We start from the raw sequence: 23,404 nt of genomic DNA, 5'->3' as shown, positions 1-23,404 counted from the left end.
TCGTTGCCATGAGCGCCGCGATACCCCCGGGGCCGCCCTCCGCGCCCACAAGGTGGCGCATCGGCTGGCCCCGACGCGTCTTCTCCCAGGTGCTGCTGATGCAGCTGACCATCGCCGCGGGCGTCACCGTGCTCGCGACCGGTCTCTTCCTGCGCCCGCTCGGCTCCCAGCTCGACGACCAGGCCATGCGCCGGGCGCTGGCCATCGCCCAGACCACGGCATCCGAACCACGGCTGGTCACGGCGCTCCAGCACACCCGCCCCTCGGCGGGCGGCCCGGTCCAGGCGGCAGCGGAGCGCATCCGCCGGGCGACCGGCGCCGAATACGTCGTGATCATGGACCGGCGCGGGGTCCGCTGGTCGCACACCTCCCCGGACGAGATCGGCAAGCACGTCTCCACCAGCCCCGACGAGGCCCTCGCGGGCCACGAGGTCATGCAGATCGACGACGGCACGCTCGGCCGCTCGGCCCGCGGCAAGGTGCCGCTGCGCGACGGGGACGGCCGCATCGTGGGCGCGGTATCGGTCGGCATCGCGTACGAGACCGTGCGCGGCAGGCTGCTCGGCGCGCTGCCGGGGCTGCTCGCGTACGCGGGCGGGGCGCTCGCCGTCGGCGCCCTGGCGGCCTATCTGGTCTCCCGCAGGCTCCAGCGGCGCACCCATGACCTCGCCTTCTCCGACATCTCCGCGCTGCTCGCCGAGCGCGAGGCCATGCTGCACGGCATCCGCGAGGGCGTCGTCGCGCTCGACAAGCACGGCCGCATCCGGCTGATGAACGACGAGGCGCAGCGGCTGCTGGACCTGCGCGCCGAGGACACCGGACAGCCGCTGGAGGCGGTGCTGCCGCCCGGCCGTACGACCGATGTGCTCGCCGGGCGGGTCACCGGCGCCGATCTGCTGACCGTCAGCGGGGGCCGGGTGCTGGTCGCCAACCGGATGCCCACGGACGACGGCGGCGCGGTGGCCACCCTGCGCGACCGCACCGAGCTGGAGCGGCTCGGCCGCGAACTGGACGGCACCCGCGGCCTGATCGACGCGCTGCGCGCCCAGGACCATGAGCACGCCAACCGGATGCACACTCTCCTCGGCCTGCTCGAACTCGAACTCCACGAGGAGGCGGTGGAGTTCATCACCGAGGCGGTCGGCGTCCACCGCGTCACCGCCGAGCAGGTCACCGAGCGGGTGCACGATCCGCTGCTGGCCGCCCTGCTGGTCGGCAAGGCCACCGTCGCCACCGAGCGCGGGGTGTCCCTGCGCATCGCCGAGGGCACCCTGCTGCCGGACCGGCTGGTGGACCCGCCAGGGCTGGTGACGATCGTCGGCAACCTGATCGACAACGCGCTGGACGCGGCGGTCGGCTCGGCCGGGCCGCGGGTCGAGGTGGAGCTGTGCGCGGACGACCGTACGGTGCTGCTGCGGGTCTCGGACACCGGACCCGGTGTCCCCGCCGACCGGCGCGATCTGGTCTTCACCGAGGGCTGGTCCACCAAGAAGCCGCCCGCGCACGGACAGCGCGGCATCGGGCTGGCGCTGGTGCGCCGCCTCACCGAACGTCAGGGCGGCACCGCCCGGGTGGCCGACCGCGACGGCGGCGGCGCCGAGTTCACCGTCGTCCTCCCCGAGGCGCTGGCCGAGGAACCGGCCGAGGGGCCGCTGACCGCGACAGGAGAGCCGCGATGACCGCAGACCCCGGCCCGGGCGGCCTCAGCGGCCGGAGCGGGCTCGACGGCCTCATACAGGTCCTGGTCGTGGACGACGATGTGCGGGTCGCCCGCGTCAACGCGGCGTACGTCGGGAAGGTGCCGGGCTTCCGCGTCACCGGGCAGGCGCACACCGCCGCCGACGCGCTGGCCTTCCTGGAACGCGGCCACGCCGACCTCGTCCTCCTCGACCACTATCTGCCGGACGAGACCGGGCTCGCCCTGGTGGGGCGGCTGCGGCAGCTGGGCCATCACACCGACATCATCATGGTGACCGCCGCCCGCGACATCGGCACCGTCCAGGCCGCGATGCGGCACGGCGCGCTCCAGTACCTGGTCAAGCCGTTCACCTTCGCCGGGCTGCGCGCCAAGCTGGAGGGCTACGCGGCGCTGCGCCGCGCCCTGTCGGGCGGCGGCGAGGCCGGGCAGGACCAGGTGGACCGGATCTTCGGCGCCCTGGGCGGCGCCTCGGCGGGCCCCGCCGAGCTGCCCAAGGGCCACTCGGCGCTCACCGCCGACCTCGTACGGGAGGTGCTGCGCGGCGCCGACGGCCCGCTGTCGGCCCAGGAGGTCGCCGAGCGCGCGTCGCTCAGCAGACAGACCGCCCAGCGCTATCTGAAGCTCCTGGAGCGCACGGGCCGGGTGCGGCTCAGTCTCAAGTACGGCGAGACCGGCCGCCCGGAACACCGCTACGACTGGGTCTGAGCCCCCGGCCCCCGGGCGTGCTCAGGCCGCGCCCGCGCCGGTGAGGGCCCGTACCTCCGTCTCCGCGTGCCGGGCCGCGTGCCCGCGGGTGTGCGCGGCCTCACCGGAGAGGACCGTGCCGAGCCAGCCGGCGAGGAAGCCGAGGGGGACCGAGACCAGCCCCGGGTTCTGGAGCGGGAAGAAGTGGAAGTCCACCCCGGAGAAGATCGCCTCGGGGCCGCCGGAGACCACCGGGGAGAACACCACCAGCACCACCGCCGGAATCAGCCCGCCGTAGACCGACCACACCGCGCCGCGCGTGGTGAACCGCTGCCAGAACAGCGAGTACAGCAGCACCGGGAGGTTCGCGGACGCGGCGGCCGCGAAGGCGAGCCCCACCAGGAAGGCCACGTTGAGGTTGTCGGCGAGCAGCCCCAGGCCGATCGCCGCCGCCCCGATCCCGACCGCCGCGACCCGCGCGACCGCGACCTCGCTGCGCGGCGTGCGGTCCTTGCGGCGGCTCAGCGAGGCGTAGAGGTCATGGGCGACGGAGGCCGAGGAGGCGAGGGTGATCCCGGCGACGACGGCGAGGATGGTGGCGAACGCGATGGCGGCGACGATCGCGAACAGCACCGTCCCGCCCGTCGATCCGGCGCCCCCGCCGAGGTCGAGCGCGAGCAGCGGCACGGCCGTGTTGCCCGCCGCGTTGGAGCTGCGTACGGCGTCGGTGCCCAGTACGGCCGCCGCGCCGAAGCCCAGCACGATCGTCATCAGGTAGAAGCCGCCGATCAGCCCGATCGACCAGATGACGGACCGGCGGGCGGCCGGGGCGGTGGGCACCGTGTAGAAGCGCGAGAGGATGTGCGGCAGCCCGGCCGTGCCCAGGACGAGGGCGACACCCAGGCTCACGAAGTCCAGCCGGGCGGTCCAGCCGTCCCCGTACGCAAGCCCCGGGGCGAGGAAGTCGCTGCCCTGCCCGCTGTGGCGCGCCGCGGTGCTCAGCAGGCTGTCGATGTCGCCGTGGAAGCGCACCAGGACGAGCACGGTGAGCGCCACCGCGCCGCCCATCAGCAGGACGGCCTTCACGATCTGGATCCAGGTCGTGGCCCGCATCCCCCCCAGCGCGACGAAGACCACCATCAGGGTGCCGACGCCGATGACCGTCCAGGCCCGGGCCCGGGACCCCGTCTCGTCCAGCAGCAGGGCCACCAGGCTGCCCGCGCCGACCATCTGGGCGACGAGATAGAGCACGCAGACGGTGACCGAGGAGACGCCGGCGGCGATCCGGACGGGGCGCTCGCTCATCCGCGCGGCCAGCACGTCGGCGAGGGTGAACCGGCCGCAGTTGCGGACCAGTTCGGCGACCAGCAGCAGCACCACCAGCCAGGCCACCAGGAATCCGACGCAGTAGAGCACCCCGTCGTAGCCGTAGAGCGCGATGAGGCCGGAGATACCGAGGAAGGAGGCGGCCGACATGTAGTCGCCCGCGATGGCGAAGCCGTTCTCCATCGGGGAGAACAGCCGCCCGCACGTGTAGAACTCCTCCGGGGAGCCCTGCCGGCGGCGGCTCGCCCACGTGGTGATCGCGAGCGTGGCGGCCACGAAGACGCCGAAGAGCAGCAGCGCGAGGCTCTGCTGATTGCCGGTCACCGCCCGTGCCCCCGCATCATCTCCTGCGTCACCCAGCGCAGCTCCAGCGCGACCCGGTCCCGGCGCAGCCGGGCATGGCGGGCGTACGCCCAGGTCAGCAGGAAGGTGGTGGCGAACTGGGCGAGGCCGGCGACCATCGCGACGTTGAGCGCGCCCGCCACCGGGCGGGCCATCATGCCGGGCGCGGTGGTCGCCGCGACCACGTACGCGAGGTACCACAGCAGGAACGCGGCGGCGGCGGGGAAGACGAAGCGGCGGTAGCGCCTGCGCACCTCCTGGAAGGCGGCGCTGCCGTGCACCTCCGTGTACACCTCTTCGGCGGCGGGCGGGCGGGCGCGCCGGGGCGGTCCGGCCGTCTCGTCAGGACCGCCCCAGCCGGAGGCGAGCACGTCGTACCAGGGATCGTCCAGCCGGGCCGCCCCGGCATCGCGCGCGTTGTGCATGTCCACCCGAAAGCTCCTTGTTCACTGCCGCGTTGGCGTGCCCAAGGATGGACAGAGGGAGAAGATCGCGGATACTCCAATACCGGACGTTCACCCCATCAGGTGACTCAGGTGATGAACGAGCCGGAATCGTCGCCCCGTGGAGCGGCGATGCCGTGGCGGTAGGCGTAGCGCACGGCCTGGGCGCGGTCGCGGACCGCGGTCTTGGCGAAGAGGTTGTTGATGTGGGTCTTCACGGTGGCGGGCGCGATGGTCAGCCGGCGCGCGATCTCCGGGTTGGACAACCCCTCGGCGACCAGCGCCAACACCTCCGCCTCGCGGGGCGTGAGCCCGTCCGGCAACGGCCCGGTGGGTTCCGGCCGGGGCTCGTCCCGGTCCGCGAACCGGTCCAGCAGCCGCCGCTGCACCTTGGGCGAGAGACCGGCGTCCCCCGACATCACGCCCGCCACGGCCCGGACGATCTCGTCGGCGTCGGCGTCCTTGGTCAGATAGCCGCGGGCACCGGCGCGCAGCGCGGGGAAGAGCGAGTCGTCGTCGGCGTAGGTGGTGAGCACCACGACCCGGGTGCCCGGATGCTCGGCGCAGATCCGGCGCGTCGCCTCCACGCCGTCGCAGCGGGGCATCCGCAGATCCATCAGCACGACGTCCGGGGCCAGTTCGGCGACCAGCCGCAGCGCTTCCTCGCCGTCGCCCGCCGACCCGACGACCTCGATACCGGGCAGCAGCCCCAGCAGCATCACGATGCCCTCGCGCACCACCGTCTGATCGTCGGCCACCACGACCCGCGCCGTCACAGCGGCACCCGCAGTCGCACCACGAACCCCTCACCTTCCGGTCCGGCCTCCAGCGATCCGCCGAGGAGTTCGGCGGGCTCGCGCATTCCGAGCAGACCGTACCCGGCGCCGCTCGCCGTCAGACCGGCGGCGGCCGGTCCCCGGCGGGCGCCGCCGTCGCGGACCTCCAGCGAGACGGCGTCCTCGGCGTACCCCAGCCGCAGCTCCACCCGGGCGCCCGGCGCGTGCTTGCGGACGTTCGTCAGCGCCTCCTGCGCGACCCGGCGGAGCGTGAGCCCCGCCTCCGCGGTCAGCGTCCGCGGCTCGCCCTCGCGCGCGAAGCTGGCGCCCTCGGCCGCCGCCGAGTCCCGCAGGAAGTCCTCGACCGGGGCCATCTCGCCGCGCAGCGCGGACAGCGCCTGCCGGGTCTCGGCGAGCCCGTCGCGGGCCATCCCCCGGGCGGCGACCACCCGGTCCAGCACCTTCGCGGAGTCCTCGCCGCGCTCGATCAGCAGCCGCGCCGCCTCCAGGTGGACCAGCTGCGCGGACAGGCTGTGCGCCAGCACGTCGTGGATCTCCCGGGCGATACGCGACCGTTCGGCCAGCGCCGCCGACTCGGCCTCCGCCCGCCGGGCCAACCGCTCCTGTTCGAGCAGCAGATAGCCGGTTCCCCGGGCCTCCTCGTCCAGGCGGAGGGCATAACCGCCGAGCATCAGGCCCCCGGCCGTGGCCACCTCGGTGAGCGGCGAATCGCCGCTCGTGAGCACGTACGCCCCCGAGGCCACGGCCGCGCAGCCGAGCGCGATCGCCAGCGGCAGCCGTTCCATGGCGAGGATGGCGCTCACGATCCACACCGCGGCGGCCGGGGTCCGCGCCCCGGCGGCGTTCAGCCCCAGGCCCGCGCCGACCAGCACGGCGAGCAGCGCCAGAGCGGGGACGAGCCGATGGTCCAGGGTGACGCGGCGCAGCGCGTACACCAGGCCCGCGCACCCGGCGAGGGCGCCGACCAGCGCCACCCGCCACATCCCGGCGAAGGCGTCGTCCCGGATGATGTCCACCAGCAGCCAGCCGGCCCCGGTCGCCCACATGCCGCTGTTGATCAGCAACCGGATCCGTGGCACGCCCTGACGGGTGAGCGCCTGCCGCGAGGGCCACTGCGTCCATCTGGTCATCGGCCGAGTGTGCCCTGTGCGCCCACCCGGCGCGGCAGCGGCTCCAGCCCCCGCGCCCGCATCGTGACGACCGCGCCGCGCAGCAGCAGGGACGCCGCGAGCGACAGCATGAGCGGGCCGCTGCCCTGCGCCACGCCCGCCAGCGCGCCCACCCCTGCCAGCACCACCCGGCACGCCATCGCGCCCGCCCACACCATCGCCGTGGTCTTCGCGCCCTGGGTCCAGACCGCGCCGGAGTCGTCCGTCCACACCCGGCTGGTCCACCCCCACCCGGCTCCGGTCGCCACCCCGACGAGGACCTCCACGGCCAGCAGCGCCACGGCGGCCACCGGGTGGTCGTGGTCGATCAGCCCGGGTTCGCGCAGCGCCAGATACCCGAGCACCACCGGCACCACCCACCAGCGCCGGGCGTCCTCGGTCACCTTCTGCGGCCGGAACTGCCGTACGAGAACGATGACGACGACCGCGGCGATGAGCACGGCCCGGGCGAGTTCCGGCATGACAGGAGCCTTCCGTGGGACGGGAACGAGAACGCTCCCGACGCTACGGACGGGCCAGGTCACGGGGATCGGAGCCAGGGTCGATCCCGGGTGGAAACCGTCTCTCCACCCGGGGGTGGAGAGACGGCCGCCTCAGATGTCGCCCCGGACGCCTCAGACGTCGATGCGGGACCGGTCCAGGGTCGCCGCCGAGTTGGTGATGAACTCCTTGCGCGGCGCGACCTCGTTGCCCATGAGCAGGTGGAAGGCGTGCTCGGCGGCTTCCAGGTCGCTGATGTTGATGCGCCGCAGGGTGCGGTGGCGCGGGTCCATCGTGGTCTCCGCGAGCTGGTCGGCGTCCATTTCGCCGAGACCCTTGTAGCGCTGGATGCCGTCCTTGTAGCGGACCCCGCGGCGCTCCAGGTCCAGCAGCGTCTCCCGCAGCTCGTTGTCGGAGTAGGTGTAGATGTACTTCTCCTGGCCCCGTTTCGGGTTGACCAGCTCCACCCGGTGCAGCGGCGGTACGGCCGAGAAGACCCGCCCCTGCTCCACCATCGGCCGCATGTAGCGCTGGAAGAGGGTGAGCAGCAGACAGCGGATGTGGGCGCCGTCGACATCGGCGTCCGCAAGGAAGATCACCTTGCCGTAGCGGGCCTGGTCGATGTCGAACGTGCGGCCCGAACCGGCCCCTATGACCTGGATGATCGACCCGCACTCGGCGTTCTTCAGCATGTCCGAGACGGACGACTTCTGCACGTTGAGGATCTTGCCGCGGATCGGCAGCAGCGCCTGGAACTCGGAGTTCCGGGCGAGCTTGGCCGTACCGAGCGCCGAGTCGCCCTCGACGATGAACAATTCGCTGCGGTCCACGTCGTCGCTGCGGCAGTCGGCCAGCTTCGCGGGCAGCGAGGAGGACTCCAGCGCGGTCTTGCGGCGCTGTGCCTCCTTGTGCTGGCGGGCCGCGATCCGGGTACGGGCCGCGGCGACGACCTTGTCCAGGACGGCGCGGGCCTGCTGCTTGGCGTCCCGCTTGGCGGATGTCAGGAACGCCTTCAGCTCCTTGGTGACCACGTTGGCCACGATCCGGGAGGCGGCCGAGGTGCCCAGCACCTCCTTGGTCTGCCCCTCGAACTGCGGCTCAGCGAGCCGCACGGTCACGACGGCGGTCAGGCCCTCCATGACGTCGTCCTTGACGACGTCGTCCTCGGCGACGCGCAGCAGCTTGGCGGAGCGCAGCACCTCGTTGACGGTCTTGGTGACCGACCGTTCGAATCCGGAGACGTGGGTGCCGCCCTTGGGGGTGGCGATGATGTTCACGAAGGACTTGGTGGTGGCGTCGTAGCCGGTGCCCCAGCGCAGCGCGATGTCGACGCCCAGCTCCCGGGTGACCTCGGTCGGCGTCATGTGGCCGCGGTCGTCGAGGACCGGCACCGTCTCCTTGAAGGTGCCCTGGCCGGACAGGCGCAGCACGTCGCAGACGGCCTTGTCCTGCGCGAGGTACTCGCAGAACTCGCTGATGCCGCCGTCGTAGCGGAAGGTCTCCTCGACGGGCCCCTCCCGGCCCTCCAGCGCCCGCTCATCCCGGACGATCAGCGTCAGGCCGGGCACCAGGAAGGCGGTCTGCCGGGCGCGGGCGTGCAGCGTCTCCAGGGAGAGCTTGGCGTCCTTGAGGAAGATCTGCCGGTCCGACCAGTACCGGACGCGGGTGCCGGTGCGGGTCTTGGGAATCCGCTTCCCCTTGAGGAGACCGCCGGTGGGGTCGAAGGGGGCGTCCGGTCCGGACTCGGTGAAGATCCCGGGAACGCCGCGGCGGAAGCTGACGGCATGGGTCTTGCCGTCCCGGTCCACCTCGACGTCGAGACGGCTGGACAGCGCGTTCACCACGGAGGCGCCGACGCCGTGCAGGCCGCCGGAGGCGGCGTACGAGCCACCGCCGAACTTGCCTCCGGCGTGCAGCTTGGTCATCACGACCTCGACGCCGGACAGCCCGGTCTTGGGCTCGACGTCGACCGGGATCCCCCGGCCGTTGTCCCGGACCTCCACGGAACCGTCGTCGTGCAGGTGCACCTCGATGCGGTCGCAATAACCGCCCAGGGCCTCGTCCACGGAGTTGTCGATGATCTCCCAGAGGCAGTGCATGAGACCGCGGCTGTCGGTCGATCCGATGTACATACCGGGGCGCTTGCGCACTGCCTCGAGCCCCTCGAGGACGAGAAGGTGCCGCGCGGTGTAGTTGGAGCCGCCCCGGTCTGCTCCGGTCAGCAGCGCAGTGGACGGCACGGACGTGTCGGCGGTCACGCGGTTCGCTCCTCGCTGAATTTCTGTTGGCCCGTCTTCGGGCACGATGGTGGCACGGGTCGCCCGACAGAGCGTACCGAGGCCTGATAGAGCCTTCGTGCCGCCACCCGTGAAACCTCCATCCTAGTCCAGGCCACCCCTGTTTCGCTCGTACGTTCGATAGCTCGTTTGGCGTGAAGCACACATCACGTTCCCTTGGAGGCATGAACCATTTAGGCTCCGGGCACGTCCTCATTCACAACCGGCAACCCGGCCGGGAGGACAAAACCCGACAAGCGACGTGAATCCGTAAACCAACGCGATACGGCTCATTCGCCGCCAACCGTCACCATCCGGCCCACTCAGAAGCAATTTTTGAGAAAAAGCCACGAGCGGGAACGATATCGGGCTGGTTGGATGTTGACCCTGGTACGACAGCTCGTCGAGCTAGAGAAGAGGCGACGTGACTACTGTTCTGACCCCCGCGAGCCCGCTGACGGCCGCTGACCGCTGCGACCGCTGCAACGCTCAGGCATACCTGCGCGTCGTCCTGATGAGCGGCGGTGAACTGCTCTTCTGCGCCCACCACGGTCGCAAGTTCGAGCCGGAACTCAAGAAGATCGCCGCGGAAATACAGGACGAGACCGAGCGGCTGACCGCCGCTCCGGCGTCCGCGTCGGACGACGAACGCTGACGCCTCGCGCCACGACGACGAGCGAAACCGGCCAAGGGCCGGGTGTCGGGCGGCCCGCCCCCACCAGGGGAGGGCCGCCCGCGCTCGTGTCGCGGCACCCCGGCCGCCCCAGCGGGCATCCCGCCCGCCTCAGCCATACGCGGCCACCAGCGACACCACCGCCGAGATCCGGGTGTAGACGCCCGGCCGTCCGGCGACCGCACAGCCACTCCCCCAGGACACCAGACCCACCAGCCGTCCCTCGGCCACCAGCGGCCCTCCGCTGTCCCCCTGACAGGCGTCCCGGCCGCCGCCCGGCATCCCGGCGCAGACCATCGAAGCCGACTGGTAATCGCCCTCCGCGTTGCCGGGGTAAGCACTCCGGCACGTCGAGTCGGCCAGGATGCGCACCTCCGTGGCCCGCAGCGTCTGCGCGTAGCTGCCGTCACCTCCGGTGTCGCCCCAGCCGTACACCAGCGCCCGGCCCCCGGCCCGGTACGCCGCGTCCCCGGCCCGCGCCATCCGGATGACATAGGCGGGCGGCAGCGGCCGCCCCAGGGTGAGGACCGCGATGTCACCGGCCCGGTCGTCGGCCTGGTAGGCCGGATTGACCCACACCTTCGCCGGCGCCATCTCCACCCCGCGGGTCCCCCGCAGATCATTACGGCCGATGATCACCCGCAGGTCCCGCACGTCCTGCCACTTCTTGCCCAGCACCGCCCGGCTCAGGCAGTGCGCCGCCGTGACGACCCTGGTGGGGGCCACCGCCACGCCCCCGCAGAACTGCCCCGAGCGCTTCGCGCCGAACAGCTCACGGCTGGCCAGCGCGACCGCCCAGGGCGCCTCGGCCGTACGGACCCGGTGCCCGCCCACCACGGCACGGTCGGCCGTCGCCTGGGCGGGCGCGAGCAACAGCAGCGCGAGCGCGGCGGACAGCGCGGCCGCGAACAGCACGGCGAGGCGGGCGGGGAATGAGGGCAGCGACCTACGCATGCAGCCTCCTGACCGTACGGATCGAATCGCCTACCCAGCGTCACCTCATTCGGCGCGACCCGCATCCCGTAGAGGGCCAACCGGGGAGGGCCGCCCTCGGCCGTCCGGGTGGTGATGCCCCCGGGCAGCGCGAAGGCCGGGCCTCCGAGGAGGCCCGGCCTTCGCGATATTCCGCTGTGGAAACCGCCCGTCAGTCCAGGTAGTCGCGCAGAACCTGCGAGCGGGACGGGTGGCGCAGCTTCGACATGGTCTTGGACTCGATCTGGCGGATGCGCTCACGCGTCACGCCATAGACCTTGCCGATCTCGTCGAGCGTCTTCGGCTGACCGTCGGTGAGGCCGAAGCGCATGGACACCACGCCCGCCTCGCGCTCGCTGAGCGTGTCGAGCACCGAGTGCAGCTGCTCCTGGAGCAGCGTGAAGCTCACGGCGTCGGCCGGGACGACGGCCTCGGAGTCCTCGATGAGGTCACCGAACTCGCTGTCGCCGTCCTCACCCAGCGGGGTGTGGAGGGAGATCGGCTCACGGCCGTACTTCTGGACCTCGATGACCTTCTCGGGGGTCATGTCCAGCTCCTTGGCCAGCTCCTCCGGGGTGGGCTCGCGGCCCAGGTCCTGGAGCATCTGGCGCTGCACCCGCGCGAGCTTGTTGATGACCTCGACCATGTGCACCGGGATACGGATGGTGCGGGCCTGGTCGGCCATGGCACGCGTGATCGCCTGGCGGATCCACCAGGTGGCGTACGTCGAGAACTTGTAGCCCTTGGTGTAGTCGAACTTCTCGACGGCGCGGATCAGACCGAGGTTGCCCTCCTGGATCAGGTCCAGGAAGAGCATGCCGCGGCCCGTGTAGCGCTTGGCCAGGGAGACCACCAGACGGAGGTTGGCCTCCAGGAGGTGGTTCTTGGCGCGGCGGCCGTCCTCGGCGATGATCTCCAGCTCGCGCTTGAGCTTGGGGGCGAGCTTGTCGGAGTTGGCGAGCTTGTCCTCGGCGAACAGACCGGCCTCGATCCGCTTCGCCAGCTCGACCTCCTGCTCGGCGTTGAGCAGCGGGACCTTACCGATCTGCTTCAGGTAGTCCTTGACCGGGTCGGCGGTGGCACCGGCCGCGGCGACCTGCTGCGCCGGGGCGTCGTCCTCGTCCTCGTCGGAGAGCACGAAGCCCGCGTTCTCCGGCTCGGGCTCGGCGCCCTCGGGAGCCGGCTTGCCCGCCGGCACCTCCTCGATGACGTCCTCGGCCTCGAGGATCTCGTCTGTGACGTCCTTCTTGGCGGCGGTCTTCTTCGCGACCGTCTTCTTCGCCGCGGCGGTGGTCTTCTTCACCGCCGCCTTCTTGGCGGTGGCCTTCTTGGCGGCGGCCTTCTTCGCGGGCGCCGCCGACGCCTCCTCGGCCGGGCCACCCGCGGCGGCCGCGGGGGCGGCCGGAGCGGCGGGGGCCTTCTTGGCGGTGACCGTCTTGGCCGCGACGGTCTTGGTGGCGGTGCGCTTTGCCGGGCTCTTCGCTGCGACGCTCTTGCGGGTGCGCTTGGGCGCCTCTGCGGCACTGACCATCAGCGTCACACCCTCCTCGTCGAGGATCTGGTTGAGGCTGCGCAGAACGTTCTTCCACTGGGTTGGCGGAATCTGGTCAGCCTCGAAGGCCCGACGCACGTCATCGCCGGCGATCTGCCCCTCAGCCTTTCCCCGCTCGATGAGCGCCATGACAGACTCGGACTCGGCGATCTCCGGCGGGAGCGTACGGGATGTGCTGGCCGACACGAACAACCTCTCGGAACGTTGGAAACGGCTTCCGGCTCCGTCCGCTGTGGACCGGAGCCGACGACCGCCGGCAGGGATGAACCGACGGCGCGCGGGCGGAGTGCGGAGGAGTACAGCGTCGCGAGCGACCTCCGTATTCCCTCCGCGGCTGCCACCTCTTTAATCATCGCGCTGCCCCAAAGAGCGTTACGCCCAATCGTCGTGGCCCGAGTCACACCACATATCGGCCCTCATACCCACACAACGGGACAGATAACTCCGAGTCGATCACGTGCCGACCGTCACACCTCGCCGCCACGTCTCGCCGCCGCATCCCGCTGCCACGCTCCGCGCCGCGCCGCCGAACCCGCGAGCGGGATCCGGCGACGCCACTCCGTACGCCGTACGCCGCTCACCGCCGGCGGCCCGCCGCCCGCGGCTTGCCCTACTACGTCGTACGCCCCCGGGCGCCGTACGCGCCCCGCGGGTCAGTGCTCGCGCGGCGCGGGCACCCCGACCTCGGTGTGATCGAGGTCCGGGTGGACGGTCAGGAGTTGGCGCATGGCGCCTTCGGCCGCCGCGGCGTCCCCCGACCCGACCGCCTCGACGATCCGGCGGTGGTGGCTGACGCTCGCCTCGGTGAGCCGCTCGCAGCCGCTGGCCGGGGCCCCGGAGACATGGAGGGCGGCCGCGACGATGCCCGCCAGGTGCTCCAGCATCCGGTTGCCCCCGACCTGGAGCAGCAGGGCATGGAACTCGGCATCGGCGCGGGAGAACGTGAGGGTGTCGCCCTGGGTCAACGAGTGCCCCATGATCTCGGCCATGTCGGCCAGCCGCTGCTGCACGTCCTCCCGGCCGTGCCCCGCGGCGAGGCGGGCCGCGAGCGGCTCGATCGTCCAGCGCAGCTCGCACAGCTCGCGGCGCTGGTCGTCACGCTGCGGCCCGAAGGCGCGCCATTCGATGATGTCCGGATCCAGCAGGTTCCAGTCGCTGACCGGGCGGACCCGGGTACCGACGTTGGGGCGGGCGCTGACCAGGCCCTTGGCCTCGAGGACGCGCAGCGATTCCCGGACGACCGTGCGGGAGACCTCGAAGCGCTGGCCGATCTCCTCCGGGACGAGCGGGCGGTCCGCGCCCAGGTCACCGGAAACGATCATCTGGCCGAGCTGCTGAACGAGTTGGCCGTGCAGCCCGCGGCCTCGGTTGCCGGCCGCGCGGCGGCCCACCCGGCCGATTTCCGCGTCCGCGCCGTCCCAGGAGGGGGCGCTGCCGCGGTCGGCGCCGGGGGCGTCGGCGTAGGAGTAGCGGTCGAGCTCGCCCGAGCCGGCGAGGCCGGAGTCGGCGGGGCGAGCCGCGGTCATGGTGGTGTGCGCAAGGGTACTCACGCATCCTTTGTCGGCGACGCTCCGGAGGCCCTTGAGGTCTTTGGTGAAAAGCACACGAAAGGGTGATCGCCCATTACCTCACAATTGACGCTGATTCGGACAGAATGCAGCACCCTTCACCGGAGTTTGCGACCACTTCATGAGCACCCCCTGCCCCACCGCGTCCGCGCCGCCGCCGGGCCCCTACTGGCGGGTCACTGCCGGGCCCTTCTGCCGCGCAGACCGGTGAGGGCGTAGGCGAACAGCAGCACCGCCACCGCCAGCATCAGGGCCTGCCCCACGGGCTGGCCCGCGAGCCGCAGGGCGGCCGCCACTCCCCGGTTGAGTACGGACGGCTCACGCTCCAGCGCCACGGCGCGCAGCCGGTGCGGCAGCGAGACGAGGGCGTGCAGCGACGGCTCCTCCATCGCGCGCCGGACCACGGGAACCGCCAGGATCGGCACCGCAAGGAGCGTGGCCAGCCCGAACGCGGTGGACCGGAAGACGCCGGCGGCGAGCAGCCCGGCCCATGAGCAGCCGATGGTGAGGCCGAAAACGCCCGCCATCAGCACCGGCCAGTCGCTCGGAAGCGGCACCGCGTTCCCGCCGACGAGCATCAGGAGCGCCGCGCTGTCGAGGATGATGGCGCCGATCGACAGCAGCGTGGCGCCGACTGCGCAGACGACGAACTTGGCGACCAGCAGGCCGATCTGGTGCGGTACGGCGTCCCGGGCGGGGGCCAGCGCCGGATAACGGAACTCGTCGCCGAAGGCGAGGGCGCCCAGCAGTCCGGCGGCGATCGCGATGGGCGGCAGCGGGAGGTCGTCGGGCCAGCCGGTGAGCCGGTGCAGCTCCCCGGCGCCGCCCTCGCGGGCCAGCAGCACGGAGGCGAGGAGCGAGATGGCGAGCGCCGCGGCGCCGATGAGCCAGCCGCTCCGGACTCCGGTGGCGCGGCGCAGTTCGTACCGCATGGGCCAGGCGGGGCCGGGGAGCCGGAGCCGGTGGAGCACCCGGGGCGACGATGCCTCGGGGTCGCGGGCCCGGACTCCGGCGGGGGTCCCGGGCCCCAGATCGGCGGTCTCCTCGACCAGCCGGTGCACCACGATGCCGTGGCGGTAGGCGGCCTCGCCGACGGAGGCGCTGGGGAGGCCGTAGACGGAGATGCGGGTCTCGTCGTCCCGCACGACCGAGAACGGGTCGTCGACCGCCTCCTCCTCGGCCTCGGGCTCCACCTCGACCGCCACGGCACTCGCGGGAGCCTCGGCGCCGGGTGCCGGAACGGGTGCGGGCACGGAGACGGCGGCGGACTCGGCGCCCCCTTCGGGAACGGCCACTCCCGCGGCCGAGGCGTCCCCCTCGGCCTTCGCCTGGTCCTTGGTGCGGCCGAGGCCACCGAGCCTGACCTTGGTCCTGATCTTGACGCCGGCCTTGCCCTCGCCCTCGGCCGCGGCCTCCGCCTCCTGGGCGTGAGCCGCCGCTTCGGCGGCCGCCGCACGCTCCGCCCGGCGCTCGGCCTCCGCCGCCTCCCGGGCGGTGTGCGCCTCCTCCTCCAGGACGGCGGCCAGCCGCCCGGCGAGCGGCGAGCGGACGACGACACGGGGACGCAGCCGGGTCCGGGTGAACTCGTCGACCGGCTGATCGGCCACCAGCCGCCCCTCCTCCAGGGTGAGGACGCGGTCCGCGACGCGGGCGACCGACTCGGCGTCCTCGGTGGTGATCAGCACGGCGCCGCCCTGGTCGGCGAACCCGCGCAGCAAGCCGTTGAGCCAGTCGGTGTCGCGGGCCGACAGGCCCCGGGCCGGTTCGTCCAGCACAAGGGTGTGCGGATCTCCGAGCAGCGCGGTGGCGACGCTGAGGCGGCGCTCCATCCCGAGGGCCAGATCGCCGAGGCGCTCGTCCGCCAGATCGGTGAGTCCGACGACGTCGAGGACGACGTCGGCGCGGGCGGCGGGCACCCCGGCTGCGGCCCCGAGCATTCTCAGATGGCCGCGCACCGTGCGCCCCGGATGCCCCGTGACCTCTTCGAGGAGGACGCCGATCTCACGGGCCGGGCGCCGGATGCGATGCAGGGGGCGGCCCCGGAAGAACGCGGAGCCATGGCCCCGGTCGAGCTGCAACAGCAGCCGCAATGCGCTGGTCTTCCCTGCGCCGGGGCCGCCGAGCAGGACAGTGACGCGGCCTGGCGGGGCCTCGAAGGTGAGGTCGTCGATGGCGGGCGCGTGGTTGCGGCGGCGGGCACTGGTCAGTCCGGTGGCCTGGATCATGGCTTCTCCCGCGGGGCATGGAACCGCTCGGTGGCACGTGGGGACTGGTGACGTACCGGAGCACGGTAACCCGCTATGTCCTATTTCGTCAGCACATACACCCCCTGATGGTTCGTCGTGTCACGGGCCGTCATACCTCGGGACGCAGCATGGGCGGATTGAGCACCGTGGCACCCCCGGCCCGGAACAGCTGTGCGGGCCGCCCGCCCTGACGGGTCGTCGTGCCCCCGGTGGGCACCAGGAACCCCGGGGTTCCTGTGACCTTGCGGTGGAAGTTGCGCGGATCCAGGGCCACGCCCCACACCGCCTCATACACCCGGCGCAGCTCTCCGACCGTGAACTCCTGGGGGCAGAAGGCGGTGGCCAGCGAGGAGTACTCGATCTTCGAGCGGGCGCGCTCGACGCCGTCGGCGAGGATGCGGGCGTGGTCGAAGGCGAGCGGTGCGGCCAGGTCCGCGTCCCGGCTGAAGGCACCGTCCTGGTCCAGCAGCGACTCGACCGGGGCCCAGCGGACGCTGTGGGCGTCGCCCCCGGCCCGGGGCGCGGGCAGGTCGGGCGCCAGCGCCAGATGCGCGACGCTGACCACCCGCATCCTGGGATCCCGCTTGGGGTCGCCGTAGGTGGCGAGCTGCTCGAGGTGCGCAGCGTTCGGCGGGACGGGGAGCGTCGGATCATGGGCGTGCAGCCCGGTCTCCTCGGCCAGCTCCCTGGCCGCGGCGGCGGACAGGTCCTCGTCGGCACGGACGAAACCGCCGGGCAGCGCCCATCGCCCCTTGAAGGGCGGCTCGCCGCGGCGGACGGCCAACGCACACAGCGCGTGCCGCCGCACGGTGAGCACGACCAGATCCACGGTGACGGCGAAAGCCGGGAAGGCCGATGGGTCGTAGGGCATGAGACGATCATAGTCGTCTGCCTGACGATAATCAGGCCCTTGAGCATGATCGGCGATGTTCCTGAAAGCGCTCTCCCAGGCGTTTTCCCGTTCGCCGCTCGCACCTCCTTCCGCATGGGGCGACCCATGAGGCGATCCACGAGGCGGTCGTCCCCGCGGCGCCCCTGACGGTCCGTCCGGTGCCGCTCGTGGTCAGCGGCGGCTACGCGTGCCGCGCCCGCCCGTCCTGCGCCGGGTCCTGGCCCTGCCCTCCGGCCGCCGCCTGCCCCCGGAAGCGCCCGGTCCGCTGGGGCCGCCCGGTCCGGTGGTGCGCGCGGGCCATCGCCGTCCGGTCCGCTCCGGATGCCCTCCGCCGTCAGCCGCCGGGGGTTCGGCCCCCATGGGCTCGGGAGCCGCCTCGGTGACCGCGCCGTCCAGCCGCCGCAGCTCCTCGTGGACCGCGGCGTGCACCGCCTGGTCCGCCTCGTCCCGGCGCAGACACTGGCGCAACAGCTCGGGATCGAGCCCCTCGTTGCACGCCTGATGGAGCAGCTTGGCGAAGAGGTAGTGCGGATCGACCCGCAGCGCGCGGCCGAGCGCGACCCGGGCCGAGGGCTCGTCACCGGACGACCAGGCGACCCAGCCGGCCAGGGTGAGCGGGGCGGCGGCATGCTCACCGTACGAGCCGACGCAGCGGCGGGCCAGGGCACGCCACAGCCGCAGGGCCGCCTCGGCGTCCGGCTCCTCCATCCACTGGGCGGCCCGGTCGCGCGCCATCCGGTCCTGGAGCCCGATGATCACCGAGGCGGCTTCCTCGTCGCCCAGCAGGCCGTCGTCGCGGGCATCGGACGCGCTCGGGTCGGAGATCGGCGGCGCGCCACACAACCGGTCCCTCATCCGGCGCGCGAGACCCAGGGTCTCCTCGCGCACGGCGGCGCAGTCCACACCTCCGAGGATCTTCGGCACGAGCCTGCTCCCCGCGATGTCCAGCGCCCGCTCCTGCCCCTCGGCGCGGGCCCCGGTCAGCGGCGTGAGCCTGGCCTCCATCTCGCGCAGCGAACCGCGCACATGCACCCCCGCGAAGGTCGCGGCCGCGGCCATCACCGAGGTGCCGGGCATGGCGAGCGGCACCCCGTCCTGCGGACAGCAGCGCTGGTCGGGACAGACATAGGACCAGAACCGGCCGTCGGAGATGCACAGCGCCTCGAAGACCGGCACCTCCAAGCCGCCGCACGCGGTGCGCAGGCGCTGCGCCAGGGGCCTCAGCCGCTCCATCACCTCCCGCCCGGACTCGCCCTCGGCCGGTTCCTGGCACAGGAACAGCACGATCCCGTCGGGCCGGTCACCCCGCCGCTCACTGCCCACGATCAGGCACTCGGCGAGCTGATCGCACACCTCGGGCCACTCCTCGCGGACACGGGGGATGCCGAGCCTGAGCCTGCCGCCGAACCGGCCGCGCGGTCCGTGCAGCGCGATCATCACGACGCTGTCATCGGGGTGGAAGCCCAGCACATAGGGCAGGGCGTCGGCGAGCTCGGCCGGGCTGCGGAGGGTGACCTGCTCCTCGCCGGACAGACCGGCCGTGTCGTTGTCTCGAGTCATGACCAGACGGTCCCTCAGCCCGGTCGGCTCCGCCAGCCCTGTGGATAACGTTATCCACAGGCTGCGGGCCCCGCTCGCGCGTTGTCGGAGGGATCGGGTTGCATGGGGGCATGAGCGACGAAGATCTGCGTATCTCGGCCGACCGCGTCCTTGCCCGCCTCGTCGGGGACACCACCGGCTCCGCACGACTGCGGGAAGACCAATGGCGGGCCATCGAGGCGCTGGTCGCCGATCGCCGCCGGGCGCTGGTCGTGCAGCGCACCGGCTGGGGCAAGTCCGCGGTGTATTTCGTCGCCACCGCGCTGCTGCGCGAGCGCGGCAGCGGCCCGACCGTGATCGTCTCCCCGCTGCTGGCGCTGATGCGCAACCAGGTCGATGCCGCGGCGCGGGCGGGCATCCACGCCCGTACCATCAACTCCTCGAACGCCGAGGAGTGGGACACCATCCAGGCGGAGGTGGCCGCGGGCGAGGTGGATGTGCTGCTGGTGAGCCCCGAGCGGCTGAACAACCCCGATTTCCGCGACCAGGTGCTGCCCCGGCTCGCCGCCGCCACCGGGCTGCTGGTCGTGGACGAGGCGCATTGCATCTCCGACTGGGGCCATGACTTCCGCCCCGATTACCGCAGGCTGCGCACCATGCTGGCCGATCTGCCCCAGGGCGTGCCCGTACTGGCCACGACGGCGACGGCCAACGCCCGGGTGACGGCGGATGTGGCCGAGCAGCTGGGCACGGGCGGGCGCGAGAAGCCGGGCGACGACGAGGGGAGCGCGCGGGCGCTGGTGCTGCGTGGCCCGCTGGACCGGGAGAGCCTGAGCCTGGGCGTGCTGCGGCTGCCGGATGCCGCGCACCGGCTCGCGTGGCTCGCCGATCACCTCCATGAGCTGCCGGGCTCCGGAATCATCTACACCCTCACCGTCGCCGCGGCCGAGGAGGTGACCGCGTTTCTGCGGCAGCGCGGCCACACCGTCGCCTCCTACACCGGCAAGACCGAGAACGCGGACCGCCAGCAGGCCGAGGAGGACCTCCTGGCCAACCGGGTCAAGGCGCTGGTCGCCACCTCGGCGCTGGGCATGGGCTTCGACAAGCCCGACCTCGGCTTCGTGGTGCACCTCGGTTCGCCCTCCTCCCCCATCGCCTACTACCAGCAGGTCGGCCGCGCCGGGCGCGGTGTGGAGCACGCCGAGGTGCTGCTGCTGCCCGGCCGCGAGGACGAGGCGATCTGGCGCTATTTCGCCTCGCTCGCCTTCCCGGCGGAGGAGCAGGTGCGCCGCACGCTCGACGTGCTGGCGGCGGCGGACCGGCCGGTGTCCCTGCCCGCGCTGGAGCCCCAGGTCGAGCTGCGGCGGTCGCGTCTGGAGACGATGCTCAAGGTGCTCGACGTGGACGGGGCCGTGCGGCGGGTGCGCGGCGGCTGGACGGCCACCGGGCGTCCCTGGGCCTACGACGCCGAGCGGTACGCATGGGTGGCGCGGCAGCGCGAGGCGGAGCAGCAGGCAATGCGGGACTACGCCTCGGCGGCCGGATGCCGGATGGAGTTCTTGCGGCAGCAGCTGGACGACGAGAAGGCGGCGCCCTGCGGCCGCTGTGACAACTGCGCGGGGGCCCGGTTCACCACCGAGGTGTCCGACGCATCGCTCGACGCGGCGCGTGGCGAACTGGGGCGGCCCGGTGTGGAGGTGGAGCCGCGCCGCATGTGGCCGACCGGGCTGCCCTCGGTCGGCGTCGACCTCAAGGGGCGTATCCCGGCGGGTGAGCAGGCCGCGGCAGGCCGGGCGCTCGGCCGCCTCTCCGACATCGGCTGGGGAAACCGGCTGCGTCCACTGCTCGCCCCGCAGGCTCCGGACACCCCGGTTCCCGACGATGTGGCGAGCGCGGTGGTGACCGTGCTCGCGGACTGGGCCAAGGGCCCCGGCGGATGGGCGTCCGGCGCCCCGGACGCACCGGCCCGTCCGGTGGGGGTGGTCACGATCGCCTCGCACACCCGGCCCCAGCTCATCCAGAGCCTCGGGGAGCGGATCGCCGCCGTCGGCCGGATGCCTCTGCTGGGCACCGTCTCGTACCAGGACACCGAGGTGGACACCCGGGTGCCGCGCACCAACAGCGCGCAGCGCCTGCGGGCGCTGCACGGGGCGCTGACCGTGCCGCCCGCGCTGGCGGCGGCCCTGACCGAGGCCGGTGGCCCGGTGCTGCTCGTCGACGATCTGACGGACACCGGCTGGACGGTGGCCGTCGCGGCCCGGCTGCTTCGCCGGGCCGGTGCGGCCGCGGTGTTTCCGCTGGTCCTCGCCGTGCAGGGCTGAGCAGGCGGTTGGCCGGGAAGGGGGCGAGGAATATAGAAGGCACATAGCCCCAAACCGGCCAGGTGTGCCAACTGCTCATTGCCGCACGCGAGCGCTTCCCGCAAGAATTGTCAGAAGCTCCCCGCGCCGGCCCCCTCGTGGTCCTGACGGGGCCGTGTCGTGGTGTGCGCCCGCGCCCGACCCTCGCACGGACCATGGGCGCGCAGACGAAGGGAGGACCGTGACCTTCGGCTTCGCTCCGCCACCGTCCGCCGACTCCGCCGTCCGGCTGGGCCGGATGCTCGAACCCGCCGAATGGGCCGCCGCCGGCATACCGCTGCTGCGCAATCCACGCGAGGTCGTCCTCGGGCTGCACAGCCGCCATCTGCCGACCCCCTCGACGGCCGTCGTCGCGGTCCTCGATCCGGAGGAACGCCTCACGGCGAGCGCGTCGTTCAGGCAGCACGGTTCCGCCGCACCCGACGGATGGGCGTTCCGCAACGCGCTCCTGGCCCAGCTGCGCCGGGTGATCCCACACGATCTGCGGCGCCGTGCGCCGGTCCGCACCGCCGTGCTGCTCTACTGCCGCGAGGGGGAGAGCCGGTGGACGGAGGAGGACGGCGCCTGGATGTGGGGTCTGCGCGACGCCTGCACCCTGCACGGGCTGCGCTGTGGTGCGTACATCACCCTGACCCGGGCGGGCTGGCAGGTCCTCGGCGAGGGGCGGGGCGGCCGTCGGCCGCACTCCGCTTCGCTCCGGACCGCACTGGGGATCACCTCCGCACCCGACGGCGACGCGGCACCCCTGCCGCGGCCCCTGGACGGGGCGCGCGAGATGCTGCACCGCTCAGCGGCCGTGTGACCGCCGACCGGCCGGACGCCGGACAGCTCCTTGACGGGCGTCAGGGGCTGCCGGGCACCGGGCGTACGGGAAGTGCGGAATCAGACGCCCGCGGTCATGAGGGTGTTGATGCGCTGCGGGTCACCGCAGACGATCAGCAGCGCCGAGGCACGGCTCATCGCCTTGGGCAGTGCGCGGGACACGGCATCGTCCGCACCGCCGTTGACGGCGACGACCACGACCGGACGGCCCGTGGTGCGGTCGGCGTCCGCGGCGGCGTAGAAGACGTCGTCACCGGCGTCGTGCTGCGCCCAGTAGGACGCCTCGCCGAAGGACAACTCATGTGCCGCCCATGGATGCTGGTCTCCGGTGGCCAGCACCAGGATCTCGCCTGGCGCCCGGCCGGAGTCCAGCAGCAGATCGACCGCCTCGTCCGCCGCGTCCAGAGCGCCGTCCACCGAGGCGGGGATCAGCTGGATCTGGGGCGCGGCCGGCGACGCGGGGTCGGTCTTGGCGGCCGGGGCCGCCGGGGCGGTCGGCGCAGGCTTCGCCGCATCGCTCGTGGTGCGCTGCGACGGAGCCGACGAGGTCCCGGTGGAACCACGGTTCGGACCGGGGGTACCGGGGCGCCGCGGAGCGGGCCGGGGGCCGGGACCAGGGACAGGACGAGGGGTCGGCGCGGTGCGGCCTGCGGCCGGTGTCGCGCGAGGACCCGGGACACTCTCGTGAATCTGAGGCTCCTCGGGGATGAGAGGCATGGGCTGATGTCTATCAAACGTCGGTGCGAGTCGCACCGGCGGGTGGTGGTTTGGACCGGTCGGTCTGCTCAGAAGTCGAAGCCGAGTTGGCCTTCGACCCCCAGCTCGGACGGTTCAGGTGTCGTGCGCACGCGCTTCAGGTGCCGCCAGCGGGGCAGCCCGTCCAGGTAGGCCCAGGACAGCCGGTGGTGGGGCGTGGGCCCCTGTTCCCGCAGGGCAGCGCGGTGCACGGGGGACGGGTATCCGGCGTTGTCGCCGAACCGGAAGTCCGCGTGCGCGTCTCCCAGTTCGGCCATCAACGCGTCCCGCCGCACCTTGGCGATCACGGAAGCGGCCGCGACGGCCACACAGGACTGATCGCCCTTGATGACCGTGCGGACCGTCCAGGGAGCGCCGAGGTAGTCGTGCTTGCCATCGAGGATCACCGCGTCCGGACGGACGGGCAGCCCCTCGAGGGCCCGGGTGGCGGCGAGCCGGAGGGCCGCCGTCATCCCCAGGTCGTCGATCTCCTCGGGCGAGGAGTGACCCAGGGCGTGCGCGGTGACCCACGACTCCAACTCGCCCGCCAGCTCCGTGCGCCTCTTGGGGCTCAGCAGCTTGGAGTCCGTGAGCCCGGTCGGCGGGCGCCGCAGACCGGTGACCGCCGCGCAGACCGTCACCGGGCCTGCCCAGGCTCCCCGCCCGACCTCGTCGACACCGACGACGATCTTGGCTCCTGTCGTGGCGCGGAGCGAACGCTCGACACTGTGGGTGGGCGGTTGGTAGGCCATGGCGAGGACAACATTACGCCGCTCACCCGACCGCCGTGTACCCGGATCAAGCGCTGCGCCCCCGGGCCGCCGGAACG

Annotated in this window: 19 protein-coding genes; 5 read left to right on the top strand and 14 right to left on the bottom strand. The window is 72.7% G+C overall.

Annotated features, from left to right (window positions below):
- The first annotated feature begins 8 nt into the window (after positions 1-8).
- On the top strand, positions 9-1,679 hold the full coding sequence (locus ACH4TL_RS32850; protein WP_398323553.1) for an ATP-binding protein: 1,671 nt from the start codon (positions 9-11) through the stop codon (positions 1,677-1,679).
- A complete protein-coding gene (locus tag ACH4TL_RS32845; RefSeq protein WP_398323555.1) occupies positions 1,676-2,404 on the top strand; it encodes a response regulator in 729 nt (242 codons plus the stop codon). The genes ACH4TL_RS32850 and ACH4TL_RS32845 overlap by 4 nt, the downstream gene beginning before the upstream one ends.
- A 21-nt stretch (positions 2,405-2,425) precedes the next feature.
- Here ACH4TL_RS32845 and ACH4TL_RS32840 read toward each other — a convergent pair whose 3' ends face one another.
- The 6 genes from ACH4TL_RS32840 to ACH4TL_RS32815 all read right to left on the bottom strand — a co-directional run bounded on the left by ACH4TL_RS32840 (position 2,426) and on the right by ACH4TL_RS32815 (position 9,198).
- A complete protein-coding gene (locus ACH4TL_RS32840) occupies positions 2,426-4,033 on the bottom strand; it encodes a cation acetate symporter (RefSeq protein WP_398323557.1) in 1,608 nt (535 codons plus the stop codon).
- Positions 4,030-4,482 (bottom strand): DUF485 domain-containing protein, encoded by a 453-nt coding sequence (locus ACH4TL_RS32835; protein ID WP_398323559.1) that lies wholly within the window; start codon positions 4,480-4,482, stop codon positions 4,030-4,032. Before ACH4TL_RS32835 ends, ACH4TL_RS32840 begins: the two co-directional genes overlap by 4 nt.
- A gap of 101 nt (positions 4,483-4,583) precedes the next feature.
- Positions 4,584-5,270, bottom strand: coding sequence for a response regulator (locus tag ACH4TL_RS32830; protein ID WP_398323562.1), 687 nt, complete (start codon positions 5,268-5,270; stop codon positions 4,584-4,586).
- Positions 5,267-6,421, bottom strand: a complete 1,155-nt coding sequence (locus tag ACH4TL_RS32825; protein ID WP_398323564.1) for a sensor histidine kinase — start codon at positions 6,419-6,421, stop codon at positions 5,267-5,269. Before ACH4TL_RS32825 ends, ACH4TL_RS32830 begins: the two co-directional genes overlap by 4 nt.
- Complete coding sequence (locus tag ACH4TL_RS32820) at positions 6,418-6,921, bottom strand: DUF1453 domain-containing protein (RefSeq protein WP_398323566.1); 504 nt, start codon at positions 6,919-6,921, stop codon at positions 6,418-6,420. Before ACH4TL_RS32820 ends, ACH4TL_RS32825 begins: the two co-directional genes overlap by 4 nt.
- A 153-nt stretch (positions 6,922-7,074) precedes the next feature.
- Positions 7,075-9,198: a type IIA DNA topoisomerase subunit B gene (locus tag ACH4TL_RS32815; RefSeq protein WP_398323568.1), complete on the bottom strand. Its 2,124-nt coding sequence runs from the start codon at positions 9,196-9,198 to the stop codon at positions 7,075-7,077.
- 442 nt (positions 9,199-9,640) lie between these two features.
- Here ACH4TL_RS32815 and ACH4TL_RS32810 point away from each other — a divergent pair, with 442 nt between their 5' ends.
- Positions 9,641-9,871, top strand: coding sequence for a hypothetical protein (locus ACH4TL_RS32810; protein WP_009714566.1), 231 nt, complete (start codon positions 9,641-9,643; stop codon positions 9,869-9,871).
- A 129-nt stretch (positions 9,872-10,000) separates the two neighbouring features.
- Here ACH4TL_RS32810 and ACH4TL_RS32805 read toward each other — a convergent pair whose 3' ends face one another.
- The 6 genes from ACH4TL_RS32805 to ACH4TL_RS32780 form a co-directional block, all read right to left on the bottom strand.
- Positions 10,001-10,843, bottom strand: a complete 843-nt coding sequence (locus ACH4TL_RS32805; RefSeq protein ID WP_398323571.1) for a S1 family peptidase — start codon at positions 10,841-10,843, stop codon at positions 10,001-10,003.
- A 190-nt stretch (positions 10,844-11,033) separates the two neighbouring features.
- Positions 11,034-12,605, bottom strand: a complete 1,572-nt coding sequence (locus ACH4TL_RS32800; protein WP_398323573.1) for an RNA polymerase sigma factor — start codon at positions 12,603-12,605, stop codon at positions 11,034-11,036.
- 461 nt (positions 12,606-13,066) lie between these two features.
- Positions 13,067-14,017 carry a FadR/GntR family transcriptional regulator gene (locus tag ACH4TL_RS32795; protein ID WP_398323575.1) on the bottom strand — a complete coding sequence of 317 codons (951 nt, stop codon included), beginning with the start codon at positions 14,015-14,017 and terminating at the stop codon, positions 13,067-13,069.
- Between the two features lie 140 nt (positions 14,018-14,157).
- Positions 14,158-16,206 carry an ATP-binding cassette domain-containing protein gene (locus ACH4TL_RS32790; RefSeq protein WP_398323577.1) on the bottom strand — a complete coding sequence of 683 codons (2,049 nt, stop codon included), beginning with the start codon at positions 16,204-16,206 and terminating at the stop codon, positions 14,158-14,160.
- 130 nt (positions 16,207-16,336) lie between these two features.
- Positions 16,337-17,098: an NUDIX hydrolase gene (locus ACH4TL_RS32785; RefSeq protein WP_398323579.1), complete on the bottom strand. Its 762-nt coding sequence runs from the start codon at positions 17,096-17,098 to the stop codon at positions 16,337-16,339.
- A gap of 192 nt (positions 17,099-17,290) precedes the next feature.
- Positions 17,291-18,679 (bottom strand): DUF4192 domain-containing protein, encoded by a 1,389-nt coding sequence (locus ACH4TL_RS32780; protein WP_398323581.1) that lies wholly within the window; start codon positions 18,677-18,679, stop codon positions 17,291-17,293.
- 110 nt (positions 18,680-18,789) lie between these two features.
- On the opposite strand from ACH4TL_RS32780, the gene ACH4TL_RS32775 reads away from it, so the two are divergent.
- Both ACH4TL_RS32775 and ACH4TL_RS32770 read left to right on the top strand, forming a co-directional pair.
- Positions 18,790-20,979: a RecQ family ATP-dependent DNA helicase gene (locus tag ACH4TL_RS32775; protein WP_398323583.1), complete on the top strand. Its 2,190-nt coding sequence runs from the start codon at positions 18,790-18,792 to the stop codon at positions 20,977-20,979.
- Positions 20,980-21,199: 220 nt separating this feature from the next.
- A complete protein-coding gene (locus tag ACH4TL_RS32770) occupies positions 21,200-21,820 on the top strand; it encodes a hypothetical protein (RefSeq protein ID WP_398323585.1) in 621 nt (206 codons plus the stop codon).
- An 80-nt stretch (positions 21,821-21,900) separates the two neighbouring features.
- Here ACH4TL_RS32770 and ACH4TL_RS32765 read toward each other — a convergent pair whose 3' ends face one another.
- Positions 21,901-22,557 carry a hypothetical protein gene (locus ACH4TL_RS32765; protein ID WP_398323588.1) on the bottom strand — a complete coding sequence of 219 codons (657 nt, stop codon included), beginning with the start codon at positions 22,555-22,557 and terminating at the stop codon, positions 21,901-21,903.
- A gap of 68 nt (positions 22,558-22,625) precedes the next feature.
- Complete coding sequence (locus ACH4TL_RS32760) at positions 22,626-23,327, bottom strand: ribonuclease HII (protein WP_398323590.1); 702 nt, start codon at positions 23,325-23,327, stop codon at positions 22,626-22,628.
- Positions 23,328-23,404 lie beyond the last annotated feature (77 nt).

The organism is Streptomyces sp. NPDC021115 (assembly GCF_044333065.1).
Taxonomy (GTDB): domain Bacteria; phylum Actinomycetota; class Actinomycetes; order Streptomycetales; family Streptomycetaceae; genus Streptomyces.
This window is presented reverse-complemented; position numbering and strand designations above follow the sequence as displayed.